Source organism: Pseudalkalibacillus hwajinpoensis (assembly GCF_015234585.1).
Lineage (GTDB): Bacteria > Bacillota > Bacilli > Bacillales > Guptibacillaceae > Guptibacillus > Guptibacillus hwajinpoensis_B.
In genome coordinates, this window is record NZ_JADFCM010000002.1 from 94,397 (window position 1) to 109,919 (window position 15,523).

The 15,523-nt window shown below is 36.4% G+C and carries 15 protein-coding genes; 1 reads left to right on the plus strand and 14 read right to left on the minus strand.

The features are described from left to right. Nucleotides 1–8: 8 nt before the first annotated feature. From IQ283_RS08445 to IQ283_RS24260, 6 genes are all read right to left on the minus strand, one after another. Nucleotides 9–1,682 carry a helicase-related protein gene (locus tag IQ283_RS08445; RefSeq protein WP_242057296.1) on the minus strand — a complete coding sequence of 558 codons (1,674 nt, stop codon included), beginning with the start codon at nucleotides 1,680–1,682 and terminating at the stop codon, nucleotides 9–11. 60 nt (nucleotides 1,683–1,742) lie between these two features. Continuing rightward, nucleotides 1,743–3,542, minus strand: a complete 1,800-nt coding sequence (ltrA, locus tag IQ283_RS08450) for a group II intron reverse transcriptase/maturase (protein WP_194219911.1) — start codon at nucleotides 3,540–3,542, stop codon at nucleotides 1,743–1,745. Nucleotides 3,543–4,214: 672 nt separating this feature from the next. After that, the gene (locus IQ283_RS08455) at nucleotides 4,215–5,948 is read right to left on the minus strand and encodes a hypothetical protein (protein WP_194219755.1); all 1,734 of its coding nucleotides are present in this window, start codon (nucleotides 5,946–5,948) and stop codon (nucleotides 4,215–4,217) included. A gap of 116 nt (nucleotides 5,949–6,064) precedes the next feature. After that, nucleotides 6,065–6,934: an ArdC-like ssDNA-binding domain-containing protein gene (locus IQ283_RS08460; protein ID WP_242057297.1), complete on the minus strand. Its 870-nt coding sequence runs from the start codon at nucleotides 6,932–6,934 to the stop codon at nucleotides 6,065–6,067. A gap of 815 nt (nucleotides 6,935–7,749) precedes the next feature. Continuing rightward, complete coding sequence (locus IQ283_RS08465; RefSeq protein ID WP_194219756.1) at nucleotides 7,750–8,796, minus strand: DnaA N-terminal domain-containing protein; 1,047 nt, start codon at nucleotides 8,794–8,796, stop codon at nucleotides 7,750–7,752. Between the two features lie 301 nt (nucleotides 8,797–9,097). Beyond that, nucleotides 9,098–9,232 carry a hypothetical protein gene (locus IQ283_RS24260; RefSeq protein WP_276511811.1) on the minus strand — a complete coding sequence of 45 codons (135 nt, stop codon included), beginning with the start codon at nucleotides 9,230–9,232 and terminating at the stop codon, nucleotides 9,098–9,100. 492 nt (nucleotides 9,233–9,724) lie between these two features. Here IQ283_RS24260 and IQ283_RS08470 point away from each other — a divergent pair, with 492 nt between their 5' ends. After that, nucleotides 9,725–10,363 carry an HNH endonuclease gene (locus IQ283_RS08470; protein WP_194219757.1) on the plus strand — a complete coding sequence of 213 codons (639 nt, stop codon included), beginning with the start codon at nucleotides 9,725–9,727 and terminating at the stop codon, nucleotides 10,361–10,363. A gap of 29 nt (nucleotides 10,364–10,392) precedes the next feature. Here IQ283_RS08470 and IQ283_RS08475 read toward each other — a convergent pair whose 3' ends face one another. The 8 genes from IQ283_RS08475 to IQ283_RS08510 form a co-directional block, all read right to left on the minus strand. Then, a complete protein-coding gene (locus tag IQ283_RS08475; RefSeq protein ID WP_194219758.1) occupies nucleotides 10,393–10,560 on the minus strand; it encodes a hypothetical protein in 168 nt (55 codons plus the stop codon). A gap of 153 nt (nucleotides 10,561–10,713) precedes the next feature. Beyond that, entirely contained in the window at nucleotides 10,714–11,250 is a 537-nt protein-coding gene (locus IQ283_RS08480) for a hypothetical protein (RefSeq protein ID WP_194219759.1), read from the minus strand. A 135-nt stretch (nucleotides 11,251–11,385) separates the two neighbouring features. Further along, nucleotides 11,386–11,664, minus strand: a complete 279-nt coding sequence (locus IQ283_RS08485; RefSeq protein WP_194219760.1) for a hypothetical protein — start codon at nucleotides 11,662–11,664, stop codon at nucleotides 11,386–11,388. Between the two features lie 15 nt (nucleotides 11,665–11,679). Further along, nucleotides 11,680–12,510, minus strand: a complete 831-nt coding sequence (locus IQ283_RS08490; protein ID WP_194219761.1) for a S1 family peptidase — start codon at nucleotides 12,508–12,510, stop codon at nucleotides 11,680–11,682. A gap of 244 nt (nucleotides 12,511–12,754) precedes the next feature. Beyond that, the gene (locus tag IQ283_RS08495; protein WP_194219762.1) at nucleotides 12,755–12,931 is read right to left on the minus strand and encodes a hypothetical protein; all 177 of its coding nucleotides are present in this window, start codon (nucleotides 12,929–12,931) and stop codon (nucleotides 12,755–12,757) included. Nucleotides 12,932–12,967: 36 nt separating this feature from the next. Beyond that, nucleotides 12,968–13,234, minus strand: coding sequence for a hypothetical protein (locus IQ283_RS08500; RefSeq protein ID WP_194219763.1), 267 nt, complete (start codon nucleotides 13,232–13,234; stop codon nucleotides 12,968–12,970). A 64-nt stretch (nucleotides 13,235–13,298) separates the two neighbouring features. Continuing rightward, nucleotides 13,299–15,128: an LPD1 domain-containing protein gene (locus tag IQ283_RS08505; protein ID WP_194219764.1), complete on the minus strand. Its 1,830-nt coding sequence runs from the start codon at nucleotides 15,126–15,128 to the stop codon at nucleotides 13,299–13,301. Nucleotides 15,129–15,196: 68 nt separating this feature from the next. Next, nucleotides 15,197–15,511 (minus strand): hypothetical protein, encoded by a 315-nt coding sequence (locus tag IQ283_RS08510; RefSeq protein WP_194219765.1) that lies wholly within the window; start codon nucleotides 15,509–15,511, stop codon nucleotides 15,197–15,199. Nucleotides 15,512–15,523 lie beyond the last annotated feature (12 nt).

Here is a 15,523-nt window from a genome sequence, read left to right on the forward strand (position 1 = left end):
CCAAAAGTTTAATCAAATAAACTGAATCCAAGCTGTCCATCAACTGGTGCGCTCCGTTTCTTTCGCTTCGAAATGGATTCCTCTTCCTGTACTTCAAAAATGTTGGCATTGTAAGAAGTTCTTTTATCAGCACGTCTTTCAACACTAACCAGATGAGAGAGAATTGCACCATCAGCAACCAGTTCAATTCCAAACGCTGCAATCAAATCTACTTCAAGCACTCCGTTGTGAAATTCAAAACCTGCAACTTCACATTTTTGAATATTGGCTGATATAGTATCTGCCTTTCTCACCAACACATTACGAGTTGCTTCAGTAGAGATATGCTGTCGTACCCAATTAATGAATTGGGTTTGAAGATTAGGTTGTTTCTTCTTACCGATACCAGCTAAAATGGCTCTCGCTCGATCGGACGTTTCTGCAACCCATTCCTCTGTAGAACCTTTCAGCTTTTTGCCTTTTTTAATGGATTTGATTAACATGCTCTGCAGGTCACCTTCATCTCCCAACATTGCGGAAAGGCCGTCTGTAGATACATCACCATTAATTGCGCTAGCTGCTTTATTTTTCATCGCGATCAATTCAGCCATTTGCTCTTGATAGGAATCTTTATAAGCCAGGTAATACAACCGGCATTCTTGATCCTGACCAATACGCCATGCCCTTCTTGAAGCTTGATTGATTGTAAAGAGTGACCAGGAGAACTGGTAAAAAATAAGTGTCGGCGTCACTAGTAAATCCAGCCCCACTTTTACTAGTTCCTGAGATACGATAATGACATCGTTGCCCTCTTTCTCAATCTTTTTCTTTAACCATTCACTCCGCTTATTAGTTTGAGTCGATGAAGTATCTAAGATGTCTACCTTAGCTCCAACTTCTTCTAATACTCTCTTAATGCGTGGTCTAACATCTCTTCCTGCTACTGAAGAGCCTGTATCTCGGACATAAATGATACTTTTCCGTCCCTCATTCATTTCTCCCTTGATAATTTCCTGTAGCTTTTTCTCTTTGTTCAACAACCGGTCCTGAGATAAGTGATCAGGTGTCCAAATGACCTCTCTATCGCCTTCCTCGTTTTTAAATAATACAGAAGGATAAGTGAATGGATTATCGGGATAAGCAATACCTGTAGAAGTAAGTGGTAGATAAAGCTTATGACCGTCATCTCTACTGTCAATTTCACTTTCAAATGTAGAGATCATTTTCTGATATTCTGTTCTTAACTCACTATCCATATCTACTAGAATCGTCGGGACATTGACCAACTCTACGGGATCTGGCCAAACATCTACCAAACGAACCAATAATGTATTTTGAACAAGGAATTTACCAAAGACAAAAGGAGATATACCAGGTAAAACCTTCTCCGTTCGTTTGGTCCCGCCTCTACTTTGTTTATTTGAATACTCGCCACGATCATCAAAGTCCACTGTAGTCGTTTCAATATTCCCGAACTCTTCATTCCATTTGCGAACCTCAGAATACTTATAACCATTCTTCACCATTTCATGTGGGAACAGGCGCCAAAGTAAGTAATAAACATCCTCTGCTTTTCCTCCGAAAAGAGTACCGGTTCCTCCAACTACTTTTTTAGAGGCTGCCACTAAACTCCCTAATGAATTTCCTTGAGCACTCATTCCGGACTTCAATAGCAATAGGTAAGGCTTTGAAATTATCTCCACCTTTTCCCCTGCTCCACACCGTACATGAACCTTTCAGCTCATACGGCGTTCCATCTAAATTTATCTAATAGTGATCCTTTCGAGTTTACATAGCTTCCTGAGTTGGTTTAGCTTATATATTTGTTTTGTGTGAAGGCTAAATCTATTAACATACTTAAATATGGTTTCTTCCTTAATAGCATGTACAGCAACATGAATATCCTTATGAACTATAACGAGATTATTAAATTCATCAGTACCACCTAGACCTACAGGTACCTTATGGTGACAATGAACGTCACTAGCTTTTAATGGAATACCAGTTATATGACACTTACCTTTTTGAGCTGAGTATTTTGATAGTCTATTATCCATATACTCCACACTTCGATTGGTAAGTCTGGATTTCATAAGCTCTGCAACTTCTTTATCCCAATCGAAATTTTTCTCGTCTTTATAAGGGTTTAACGACTGTGAGTAGTTAAAGTTATTTGTTGTCTGTACTTGTCCTATAGGAAATAGATAAACCTTTGCTATTCTATAAGTTTTACGAGTATTTCTATAAAACTTAAGATAAGCGCCCTTTTGCGGGAGGTTTTTAGGAATCCCATATTTTGATATATTCCTTAGCCGATTTTTCAGAGTGCGTAGAACCCTGTACTCTATGTCACCCATATCTTTAACAATATGAGTAGCATACTTAAAGTTGTTCTGAACACCTAGCACTACTGAATTGTAAAGGTTAACTTTACTAGCCGTAGGCTGTCTTTGTATGTCATAGATTCTTTCTTTAATCTTTCTGACGATCTGTTTCTTCTTTTCATCATCAATATGAGAGAAAAAAACGCGCTTATTCTTCTTGATAGCTGTTTTGAATTTATAACCAAGGAAAGTTGATGATTTCTTCCTAAGGTTAATAACCCTAGACTTTTCTGGTGATATTGCAAGTTTTAGCCTATTATTCAGAAAATCTGTAACAGCATGAAACCACTTTATAGCCGAATCATGGTTATTAGTCATGATCCGAAAGTCGTCAGCGTATCTCACAATAAATCCTTCTTTGAGCTTAGAGTTACGTCTAAGGTTTACATATTTGGAATAATTAGCAGAGTATTGGTGTTTTGTTTGAAAGGTTTCCCACTGATCCGATACCCAATGGTCTAAGTCGTTAAGGACAACATTAGATAATAACGGTGAAAGAATTCCGCCTTGCGGGACTCCTTTAGATGGGATACCTTCTCCTTTAATAGGAGCTTTTAGCATCTTTCCAATCACCGCAATTACCCTCTTATCTCTAATACCAATATTCCAAATTTGTTTAAGAAGAATCGAGTGATTTACATTATCAAAGAAGCCTTTAATATCAATATCTACCGTGTAATGGTATTTATTGATGTTAACTAAGGTTTGTACTCTTGCTACAGCATGTCTGGTAGTTCTTGAAGGTCTAAATCCATAAGAATGACTATAGAACTTCCCTTCACAAACGGGCTGAAGAACATTCAGAAACATCTGCTGTACAATTCGGTCTTGGAGACACGGAATACCTAAAGGTCTTTTTCCTTTTCCATAATTCTTAGGTATCCATACTCTTCTGACTGACTTTGGTACATAATTAAGCACGAGTTTCTTCATATAAATAATGAAAGCTTCCTGTTCCTTTTTAGCAAGATCCCAAATTATCTGATCATCAGTACCAGGTGTTTTTGCACCTGTATTGGATTTCACCTGCCGATAGGAAAGTAAGATATTCTCGTCTGAAATTATTAACTCCATTAAATTCTTGAAGTTTTGAGTTCCCTCACGACTTCTCTGAAATAGATTATTTTGGATTCCAGAAAAGTCATAGTATTGTTTTTGCCTCTTGGCTACTGTGCTCATTGGTGTAGAAATCAACTCCTTAAGTGATTTCCAACTCACCTTCTTACCCGAAAAATGAGCTACAACTCTTACTCGAATGACTATTAGTAAACTTAGACTTGGGTCTATCCCTCCACTATGTTTCCATAGCTTCACCGGTACTGTGACCCTACTTTCACAACCACAAACACACTTCGGTGCAATAAAGAACCTTATAGTGACCTCTCCACTGATAGGTGTTTATATAAGAGTTGGTTGCTTACCACGTTCCGATATATCTAGCTGTGCATATACCCTTAGATGGTTGCTTTACACCTGTGAGCCTTATAACCTCATAGTTGGTTATTCCGATTTTCATAACGAACATTCTTACTCATCGGTATCTCACCCTACTTAAGTAGTACGGTAGGTTTCCCAGCCGTTAATCCTCTAGGCGCGTACATTCGCAAACTTCGTCAGTTCCCCACGGAACATTCTCATCTTAGGTATTTTATAGCGTCCCGACCTATCTCTATCCATGACTTCCTATCAATGATAGTAAGCTTTAGGACAGATTCAGCCGACTTCACCTAGTTCCATACAAAATGCAAAAAGTTTCTATCAAAACACATGCATGTAGGAGTATCAGACTGTTGGTTTCAGCTCAACATGAAGGCTTTCATTCCCAACATCGATATATCAGTTGTACCTAGATTAAATTAGGCCACCTATTTCATATCCGCAGATATTTATAAGGTAACGTGTCACACATTCATGAATCTCATCTACTAATGAAATATCGAAGAAGTTATTCATCTTTCTTCGGATATACTCAATCGTAGCGATTCTCCTTGGCTTACCAGTTGCTTTAGGAATCTCCTGCTGAGTGGATTGTATTTGTTTAACTAAGCGTTCATTACCATCCTTCGCAGCATGAATGACTTTCTTTTCGTGCTTGCTCCACTCTTTAAAAGAAGAGTAGCGACTGATAACCTTCTTAGTCCAAAAACTACTACCACACTCATCACAAAAGGCATTTGCTGGTTGCTTTGAATTATGAATCCTTCTAGAGTTACCAAATTCACCGTGTTTCATAGGACGCTTGATTGTCTCGGTTACTTCCTCTCCATTTTCTTGCACATTAACACTGGAAGATTCTTTAACCTGGACCAAACCTCCACAATCTGGACAATAGTATCCATCGCGGTAAGCCTGAGTTCCTGAACTGATTTGCAACTCTGTTTTAACCCGTTTATACTCCGGAACTGCCTCTAAAGCACAATCCCCACGCATAGTAGTAAACGAAATAACAAAGAAAGTAGGACGCTTGGGTTTCGGACGTCCAGCATTAGTCCATTTCACATGAAAATCAACCAATTGTTTTGTTTGGCTAATGACATGTACCTCAGCATTCGGAATGATTTCTTTAATTTCCTCTGGCCATTTCTTTGTAAGGGATGGTGGAACCATCACACAAGAAAAGAAACCGCTTTTTTGTTTTCTTTGGTAAAATCCATCAGCTAAAGCTACAAGCATACTTGTTTTGCCTGTACTCATCTCCCCTTGTATAATTAAGCTTTTTTGCGTCTCCAGACGTTTTGCAACAGCTGTAGCCACATGTCCTTGAACTGGAAAAAGAGGCCTCTTATAAGAATCGAACTGTTCAAGCACCTCATCTTCCATCGGATTATGGGTTGGTTGAACTTGTTCTGACACTTTATCAACCATTTGGTCTACAAAGTCCCCCATATAGCCAGTAAGATCCTTAGTTTCTTCTAATGCCTGTCCGGTGCCGCTCTGAGGAAACGTTAAAGTTCCTTCAGAAATCAATTCCGATACCAGGGTATCTGCCTGCTCTTCTTCTAACATCAGCTTATGAAGCGCGAACCCATCATTGAATAAAGCGGGATCGCGATAAAAGTCTATCTCTTCAAGAAAGCCGCGCACTTTTAATTCTTCATAGATGCGATTCTTCCACTCGGGAAGGATATGAAGACCAAACTTTCCTCCGCCAAATATTTGACGAATATCTTCTGCCGGGTCTCCTTCAAAGGAAAGAACATAATCATTATTTCCTAAAAGGCTATCATGAACCATGGCAAGAGCTTTTCGGTTTTGGTTGATTGTAATAGGGAACTTTTCATAAGCTCCTTTTTCTGCAATCATCTGAAATTCTCTGTTAAATTCATAATCAGTAAGACCCTTAACTCCATGACCGAAAGATAAACCACTACTACCAATATCAAATGCTGCTTTAATCGATTGTAGTGTAGTATCATTTCCTGAAATAATGGCCATTAGAATCTTTGGAAACTGTCCTTCACGTTTTGGTTCTTCCAATGCTAATGCATAGCAGAAGGCATTCTGCCAGCTCTGATCCAGGTATACTTCCAACATCTTCGGTTGTTCATGTGTCTCTTCAATAGCATTCCAATCAATCGCGCTCATATAACTCCCTTATCGAAAGGAAGGTGAATGAGCATCACCTATCCTTGAGATAGGGAACACCTCCCTTTAAATGTTGATTATTGTAATCACGTTGTTAACTTGTAATATCCTTCAAATTAAGCAGGGACTGATTCCATCTTCTCTGCTTTTTCTTTTTCCTCGAGCTCCTCAAATTCTTCAATAATCTTCTTTGCAGTATCACAAATCTGAGAGCCGTACTTTAGTAAGGTTTCTTGTTCACCATTCGCCCAGCCTTTCACATAGCGAAACGAATAATCAGAGGTATCAAGATTGAAATAGGAACAAACGACGAATGCTGTTCCTTCAGCCACAACCTCTTTTTCCGTTCTTGATGAACTTCGATCATAGCGATGTACTTTTGAATGAACTAACTCATGTACCAATGTTTTGCATCGGTGATTCATTGGAACCTTATCCGACACCACAATACGATGTTCGGAAGGTACATAGTAGCCATAAGCATCATCTGAATTGCCGTACTTAATTGGACAATTATCTTTTTCAGCAATCGCCTCAGCCCAGCCAATGATTTGGCGGGCTTCCATACAATCACCATCTACCTCAATTTTGATACGCTCGATAGGTAAAGGTTCACCTTCAGTCTGCGAAACATCAAATACAGGTACAGGGATAAATCCAGTAAGCCTATTTTCGTCTTCCTCATCCTTCTTAAATCGAGGAGCTAAAATTCTTAAGCTCTTGGATCCTTTCTTTACTTTCCTACCAAGTGTATTCCAATGCTTAAATGAAGCTAAAAAGCGTGCTTCAGGTAGTTGAGCTTTAGCAAGAATCAAATTTCTAAACGAATAGGAAGGCATAATTGCTTTCATTTCCAAATAGGCTTTGAATTCGTCAGGCGTATATGAAAACTCTGCAACACCAATCTCCAATTTTTCGTTCAGCTCTTTAATTCTCTCTTCTCTAGTTTGTTCACCCATTTTTGTCTTCCAACGTTTTGTCGTCAAAAGAAACACCCTCTCTTAAAGTTTTATCTATATAAAAAACGAGAACGATAGACTCCTGGCAGGAATCTTTCATTCTCGTTTGGACATGCACAAAGATTTATATGAACACAAAAAAACCTTTGAGTTTAATAGATAAATAAGCACACATAGAGCGCTTATTTCTATAACCCAAAGGTTAGTGTCTTTTTTATAGTTACCGCTAATCCTCTAATGGATCGCACAAAATTTAAAATAAAATCAATATATGGGTATTATACCTTTGATATTGGAAATCTACAAGTCAAATAAACATCCATAATAGATTAATTCTATAGTTATCTTTAGACTCACTTCGTAATAAATATACTTCGTAATCCATACCTTGTAATACATAAAGATAGTAATACATTGGGTAAAATAATTTTACCACCCTGATAAAATAATTTTATTACCCCTCATAAAATTATTTTACTACCCCTGGTAAAATAATTTTACCGGGGAACATACATTCTAGGGGGTGAAATTATTTTACCACCCCCCTAAATCTATTTTACTGGGTTTTTATCCATATTTAAGGTAATAAACCCAGTAAAATAATTTTACTACCCCCCTGGTAAAATTATTTTACCCCCCCTAAATTTATTTTTTCATATATTTTGTGGATAATTGTGGATACCTATACATGTTAGCTGCGTCACTTTAATTTTGAGTTTAACTTGAACTTGACCCTTTCTTTATCAAATCCAAATAAAATAAGGCAAGGAGTGTGCTCACTCCTTGCCTTATTACTACGTATAGATAATCTATGAGAAATCTCTTTCTTGTTCTCAGGCGTTCTACTGGAAACCGTTATTTATTTGTTTTTCGTAGATATCAAACTGTAATTCGGAACACTTGAGGCTCTGCTCCTCCATCACTTTAAGAATCATTGATGAATACCTTGATTCAACCCATTCACAAACGAATTGATTAGGAAGCGTAATAAGCCAACTATGATTTTCATCAGTATAGGCAACTGATTTACTCAACCATGTTTCAAAGGAAGGTTTACTGATATGTTCTGAAATGACATTGAGCACGTTCTTCCAGGCGTCTTCTTCTAGAATAGTCATTTTCTTTTTAGCTGAACGATACTCTTCATCGTAATCCTCCAACTGGTCTATCTCTTCTTTTAGAACACCTGTAGGATTCTTAACGCTAATAACCTCATTACGCAGTTGCTCATACACATCATGGTAGTTATGACTTAAATCAAACTCAAGCTTACTTTCCCTCTTGATCTTTCTTAGGAAACGATCATGCTCTTTCCTAAGAGATTTAGGAAGTTCATTATACTGATTACGCGAAATGAGCGGGAGTGTTTGCCTTACTTTAACAAGTATAGTTCCGCTCTTTCTTTCATCATCATCTTGCTCTCTCCAAAAGCGAATAATAAAGCCTGCTTTTTCAAGGATCTCTAAATATTTCCGCACTGTTGGTCTGCTACTGGTTAATTGTTTAGAAAGCGTATCTAAACTAATCCATGTATAGTCTTTATCCCAACAATAGCTTAATAGAAGAATATATGTATACGAAACGATTCCACCACACTTGGAATCAAAACTTGGTCCCCAAAAACGCATAAGATAATTATTGACGATCGTCTTATTACCGTTCATGTCAGGGAGCAACTTCGCGTGACTTTCAAGATCAAATCTTAGGATTGAATCTTCACTATAATACTCTTTCTTTGATTGCCTTACAGGGACCTTTTTCTCTTGTACACCGTGTTTACGTTGATATTTTCGAGTTACTTCATTTACAACGTCAGATTCAACTAATCTGTAATATCGGTATTTTGTTGCTTCTCCAGTTTCTAGCCTTTTTTCATCTTGATAATCCATGTTCATTCCCCTTCTTTTCCACCTTGAAGGGTTGCAAAAAAGAGGGACTTCACTTGTAAAAATTTATTGGTTTGTGATAGAATCATCCTATAAACAAATACTTGTGAAAATCCCCGCCTCTCCATTTCATTTAATCTTTCAGCGGCCAAACTGTCGAGATTAAATGAAACCCTGGTGGGTTTTTTTATGTGCAATTTTGTCTCTAATAGAATAATAGAAAGTTCTTCCTTCTGCTCTATTCTTTATGGTAGCAGATTGGAGATTAAAATTCTATATTTCACTGGCCAAGAGACAATGTTTTTTAAGCTAATTGTGAAACAAATGCAATGACAGCACCCATAAAAATCGCACCGACTGGAATGAGCGAATAACCTATTTGCTTGTTTCGGTCTTTTCTTGCTTTAATTTCTTCTGGTGTAATCCATTCACGATTCATAATTTTCCTCCCTACACAAAAATCCCCACAACAAAAATGACCGTCTATGCGGCGTTTTTGTTGTGAGGATCTCTCAGCTACTTAATTTTATTTGTCTATCATTATATCATGAGATTGAAAAATTACAATATTAGTCAAAGCTACCCAAGGCGGTATTAAACCACCTTAATCCACCAAACTCACAAGCACAAACGGCTCTACAGCATTCATTTGTACAGATTAATAGAGCTGGGTTTTGTTTTTCACAATCTCCTATCAAGCACATCTTATAGTGGCAGTACTTACACTGCAAATCGGCTCCTCCTTATTAATAGTTCAGGAACGAAGATGAATATACCATAATATAAATTTATTTCCAAATGAAAAGCCAATCGTAATTTTATAAATTTCTTATGCAGATATGTTCAGTAGTTGTATAGGTGAAAATGAAAGGGTAAAAGCGGATGTAAATCACATCTAAAATTAACCCTTCGTATAAAAGGAGGAAATATAATGAATGAATTCGAAATGATTCCGTATGACTACTTAGCCATCCAACATTGGATTGAGTTAGAAGATGAAAAAGAACAAATGGACATTTATGATCTGAGCCATTACGAAAGTCGCGATGAACTTTTTGAGGAATCAACTAGATATCTAGATAAATTATGGATGGGGGAACCAATAAGTAAACCTAAACCAAGACGGAGTTCTTATATGGAGGTCTTGAATGGCTTTACTGCGAAATCTAACTTAAAGGAAGAATACCTCGTGAATAAGAAGGAAAAGTCTAGGGATAGAACACTAAGTGAAGAATTGAAAAGTCTTTATAATTTCACCTGTCAAATTTGTGCTACACGTGTAGAAACAGGAATTGATAAATATTATTGTGAAACTCACCATATCCATCCAAGGGGGGTAAATGGACCTAATGGGAATTCCGGCCCTGATATTCAAGAGAATATGATTTGTTTGTGTTCTAACTGTCATGATCAATTTGATGCTGGGGCTATCACTATTAATTTGAAAACTAAAAGCGTGATACATAAAAATAAAATTAATGAGATGAACAATTATGTTGTAACCATGAAACATAGTATTTCAGAGGAATATATCGATTTTCATAACAAGTACTTTGGTTTCGCAAACTAAGGAATCCTAATCTATATTAGCCCGTTTAATTACAATGCCATAAATAATCCTACTAATATAATAGCTAAACCACCATTAATCAACATGACTAAAGTTACTACTTTGTCTGTATTTTTAATTTTTTTCTGTAGTTTCAATGTAAGAAAAGCACTTAACAATCCAAATAGGATAATCACTAGCCAATATAAAAATCCCATGAATAACCTCCAAATTTTATGGATCATTACTGTAATCCATTTATTACAAAGCATTATATATTATTACATTTACCCTTCAAAATTTCTATATTTCTAGTTAGAAAAAAATAATAAAAAGAGCAAAACTCATGCTCTTTACACTTCGAGAATACTTTAGAAAGAGAGATCTTTTTCTATTTTCAATGACACTGTATCTTTAGATTGGTCTAAATTAATGATAGTGATTTTACCTTCATAATCAGGAGGTACAATTTTTTTATCCTTTTCAATCCGAAAAATTAAATTTCTAAAGTTGCTTTCTGATGAAGATACACCCTCTTCTGGATATGAAATAGATATTCTTTCTTCATCTATAAAGCCATCAAATACAAAACTATTATCTATGTTCTCACCAGGTGTTAAAATTTTTGTCTCTTCAGCTCGTTCAGCGACAGATATGAAACTTACGGCACCATTATAATCTGTAGTGACATTATATTTAATGCGATTAGTTGGATCCGTTACAATTAAATTTCCCGCTACTGATTTTTCTACCTTTAATTCTTCAATATCTTTCCCTAATTCATTTTCTATTTCTTGATAAAATATATCGGGTTCTGCAGAAAAAGCATCATCATATAGTTTAAGCCATGCCGGTACAAGTGCTCCAAAAATAAACACCAATCCTAAAGTTATTCCTATATTTTTCATTATGTATTACCACCCCTCACCATTAATAATAGCAAAGGTTTTTCAATACTTTTTCAAATGAACAAAAGGTATGCTTTAAAGCATACCTTTTGTTTATGCTAAGTAATGTCGATAATCTATGAAGCAGCTTTCACATTAACCATTCATATTATCAAAGTAACGTATTACCGGCTTTTCTTTTAAGTATATTATGTTTCTGATCCTAACATTATAGAAAGTATTATTTTGATGTGAACAGCTTACAAAGTAATAAAGATCTCTACCATGTCTGAATAAAGTTTTTTCTTGTGAAGCTTTACCTACGTTTTTGATATAGACTTTTCCAACAGCAATATAGCCTTGATCCTCCATCGCTGCAAAAACGCTAAAGTATTCTTTCGTTTCATCTGTTTCTATTGTTTTGTATTCTGGCATATGAGTATCCCTCTTTTAATTTGTACTTATTTCTCCATCCTCATTAATAAAAGAAGACTTAATTATTTTTACACCATCGAAAAGACTGCCCCCATCTTCATATGTAAAGCCAACCAGTTCTGGTACATCGTCCCTACAAATGAATACTGGGCCTCCACTTAATCCACCGAGTCTACTTAATTCACTAATTTCTTTCAGACCTAATGACTTTTTCCAATTCTCACGATTAAAGCCTGAAACTATACGCCTATCAGTTACATCCATTACTTCCTCACGAATTCCTGTATAATAAACTGAAGAAAACATCTTCTCATCTTCTCTAAAAACTCCTGGGAAACCAACTATAAATACTTGGTCCTCTGATTCACAAGTTGAAGATGGCCATGATTTAGGCTCGAAAAACATCTTTCCAGTATCCTCTAATTCCTCATTTAAGCCATCGGATAAGTCTAATACAGCAAGGTCTAACTCATCATTAATACTTAGAATTTTATTTTTAAGATCCTTAACCTCCACATTCCCAATTAATACTCGTTCTTCTTTAATTGCCCCTTTTATCACATGAGCATTAGTTACCAAAAAATCTTTATTTAATCTAAGCAAACAACCTGAACCATTATTTCTAGTCTCACCACCAAATACTATGGAAACAGTGAAATTCTTAAAGTAGGTAACAAAGATTTGTGCGATAGCGTTCGTTCTACTTTTCCCTTGTTGTAATTGCCTGGAATAATTTTTCACCACATTAATTATTTCCTGAATATTCTCCTGTTTTCTTTCTATATTTCCTTCATTATATGCTTGTTCCATTGCATCAATTATGATACTTTCAAAAGTTCTCTCCATACTAATTCCCCCTATAAACTATTTCACCCGTTTCTACGCTACAATACAAAAGTAGACCTTTAAAAGATAATCTTAATCAACAAGTATATTCGTTTATACAATCTATATACTCTCAAATAATACCATATAGATCCTATTTAGCCAGTTAATCAATTTTATTTAAACTCCTTATCTAGTGACGATATATACATATAAATCGCACATAAAAAAGGTGTGCTCTTCAGCACACCTTTTTTATAAAATACTAGAGTGACAAGTAAGTATTCTCCATTAAAGAGTCACCTACCACTTCACTGTTAAATACCACTTTATAAGCTCTTTCATCATTTCCAAGTTCCTCTGCCATCCTCTTAATTAATAGGTCCCGCTCAGCAAACCGCTGCATTTTTACTAAATCAAATTCAATTTCTTCTGTATTCATCTATTATCGCTCCATCCGGTTTCATAATCTACTCACTTAGTACTGTCGCACTTGAGATTGAGGTACTCTCCCCAGAACTTTCTTATCCGCAAGACAATGAGGCATATTCGCTTTATATCCAACAACGTATTCTTTATCTGAAATATTACTTCTTACTAAGAAGTGATACGTAGAAATAGTTGAATTAGGCTTTGTCTCGACTGAAACTAGCTTAATGACCGTCTGCGTATAACCTACTAGTGTATCTATGACGTCCCCCTCTTCGAACTCAGGGGGATATTTCATATCGTCGTAATAAGCCATCTTATGACTCCCTTTCCTCTGTATGTTAAATGTACTTTCTATTTTTAAAGCAACTCTATTTTCTTTAAAGCTTGAAAGAAAGCTTTAAAAGCAGTGTGTTGATCTCTTTGCGTTGTATCCCATTAGGATAAGCAAGGCTATGAGAAGTACGGAACACAAGGTAATCATTCTTTCTGTTCATACTTTTCAGAGTATCCTCAATAAAAGCTTCAAACGCGCGAGCTGCCAGTTCAACATCAGTAGCATAATATTTGATTTTCCCTCGATCTAACGTAACTGCGTTCGTAAAGAACTCACTTTTATCGGAAGGGAAAGGAATGGAATCGACCCGCTCACCTGTTCGCTTTTGATGTAACCAGGCAACTGCTTGAGCATACTTATTTAACTCTCTTTTGTTTCTCTTTAGTATCTTTTCTTTATCTTTCTCACTGTTTGAATTTAAGTAGTGGACCATACTTAAACGACGTTCCAACGACTGATCCAACTGTTTTTTGAAGTTCTCCATCACAAGAAACAGATCCCCATTAAAACGTTCGTAGACACTGGTTAAGCCAGTAGAAATACGCCAGGAGTCTTCCTCTTTGTTCTTATTAGGAATGTACTCTTTGCTATGTCCTGATTTAATAGCAGCCATTAGGTTTTGAATACAATCTTTTATAGTGGGATTCAATATTCCTAACCCGGATAATTCAGTTACAAACCCAATCTTCCCGTTCTTGTGAGAATGAGAATAATCAAAAAGGTAGTTGTCTAACGCATGAAAGAACTCATGAGCGAGTACACCATTGCAACCTTTATCTCGAGTTAAATTGATTACCTTAGCATTTGCATCAAAATGTCCAAGTGCATTACCGCGACCCCTAGATCCAAAAGAGACACTTAAATTTGCATTCAACGAAACTGCATAGTAATGGTCTAAGTCAAGGGCATCACAAAGGTCATAAAACCCTTCAGAGCTTCTTAAAATATGTTCTTCTGCTTTGGAGTCGTCTACATAATGTCCAAATTCGATTGATCGAAACCCATGATTCCTTTGCAAGTCTTCTGGCTTTCGAACACTCGATGCAATTCCACCTACTCTGTCCGGGCGTTCTGCAAAAGTTCGTTCCCATAGCTTTGTCGATTTTTTTCTCGTACTCGTATTGCTTTTTTTCTTAAGCAGGTCTTCCCAACTAGTCACACTTTTCTTTACATTGTTAATCGTGTTATTACCGCTCTTTGCATTCAAAAAGAAATTTACAAATTTCTTACCAAGACATCTGAGCGGGAGCTTATTAGCTTCCTTAATTTTTGCTAGAAGATTGGAATATTGTTCAAATGTGTCTTTAGCTTCCATCCACTCAGCAAAGCCTTCATTTACACGGTTAATGACTCTCTCAGATTCTTTTATTTTATTTAAAGCGTAAGAACAATCCGTATTTTCATAATGAATTCGCTTTCGAATTTCATAGTAAGTTGATAGAAACTCATCGAGTGTAGTAATGGATCTCATAATAGATTGAATGTTTTCGCAAGCTAACATGTAGGCCTTTCTTTCTTCAGGTGAATCAACAGCTGGTTCTTTATCGATTCTTTGAATGACTAATTGCTTTACCCTGGCCACGACTGGTTCAGTGCCCAACTCTTTTTCAGCTTCTAAGGAAAAGCAACTAAATAGTTCTTCCTTCTTTACTAGAGATGATGCGAGTAAAGGACTAAGACCTTCAAGCTCCTCTAGAGACGTTACTGTGTGATTTTCAAGAAAAGCTTTTCTAAGAGCTGCCTCATCCTTTCGAGACCCGCCAATTTTAACTCCTACATCGTAAGCAACTTTTCTGTTTTGTTGCTTCTCAGACCTAATATCCTCTTTACTCGTTTGTACTGCTTCTGCAAATAGGTTGATTTGTTGATTCATTATTCTCTCATCCTCTCAAATTTGTATAAAAAAAAGAGAAAGCCAGTATGCTTTCTCTTCAGACCTCTCTATAGCGTGTTGACTGTTAGGACAGCATCTTCTACTTCTTTACGAATCAAAGCCGTAAGACGCTTTGATGGATTACCTGTTATAAGAAGATTTACACCGATAACGTTCGGACTTCTAAGGAAACTAATACGGGTGAAACGCTCATCCTCGGTTTCCATAGTAAAGAAAGTCCAACCATTTCCTGACTCGATATACTCTCCTATACACTTGTAATCGCAATTTTCAAGTAAAGTAGCAAGGATGTGAAATCGTCGGTCAGCTGAATACAGGATTCTTTCCTTTTTTACACTCAAATTTTCTTGAACTACCGCCATTATTAATCCCTC

Excerpts from the sequence above, each read along its gene's own strand:
- IQ283_RS08475 (WP_194219758.1), bottom strand. The coding sequence starts at position 10,560 with ATGGGATTTTTATATTGGCTAGTGATTATCCTATTTGGATTGTTAAGT.
- IQ283_RS08485 (WP_194219760.1), bottom strand. The coding sequence starts at position 11,664 with ATGCCAGAATACAAAACAATAGAAACAGATGAAACGAAAGAATACTTT.
- IQ283_RS08505 (WP_194219764.1), bottom strand. The coding sequence starts at position 15,128 with ATGAATCAACAAATCAACCTATTTGCAGAAGCAGTACAAACGAGTAAA.
- ltrA (WP_194219911.1), bottom strand. The coding sequence starts at position 3,542 with ATGAGCACAGTAGCCAAGAGGCAAAAACAATACTATGACTTTTCTGGA.
- IQ283_RS08470 (WP_194219757.1), top strand. The coding sequence starts at position 9,725 with ATGAATGAATTCGAAATGATTCCGTATGACTACTTAGCCATCCAACAT.
- IQ283_RS08490 (WP_194219761.1), bottom strand. The coding sequence starts at position 12,510 with ATGGAGAGAACTTTTGAAAGTATCATAATTGATGCAATGGAACAAGCA.
- IQ283_RS08500 (WP_194219763.1), bottom strand. The coding sequence starts at position 13,234 with ATGGCTTATTACGACGATATGAAATATCCCCCTGAGTTCGAAGAGGGG.
- IQ283_RS08465 (WP_194219756.1), bottom strand. The coding sequence starts at position 8,796 with ATGGATTATCAAGATGAAAAAAGGCTAGAAACTGGAGAAGCAACAAAA.
- IQ283_RS24260 (WP_276511811.1), bottom strand. The coding sequence starts at position 9,232 with ATGAATCGTGAATGGATTACACCAGAAGAAATTAAAGCAAGAAAAGAC.
- IQ283_RS08510 (WP_194219765.1), bottom strand. The coding sequence starts at position 15,511 with ATGGCGGTAGTTCAAGAAAATTTGAGTGTAAAAAAGGAAAGAATCCTG.
- IQ283_RS08455 (WP_194219755.1), bottom strand. The coding sequence starts at position 5,948 with ATGAGCGCGATTGATTGGAATGCTATTGAAGAGACACATGAACAACCG.
- IQ283_RS08495 (WP_194219762.1), bottom strand. The coding sequence starts at position 12,931 with ATGAATACAGAAGAAATTGAATTTGATTTAGTAAAAATGCAGCGGTTT.
- IQ283_RS08480 (WP_194219759.1), bottom strand. The coding sequence starts at position 11,250 with ATGAAAAATATAGGAATAACTTTAGGATTGGTGTTTATTTTTGGAGCA.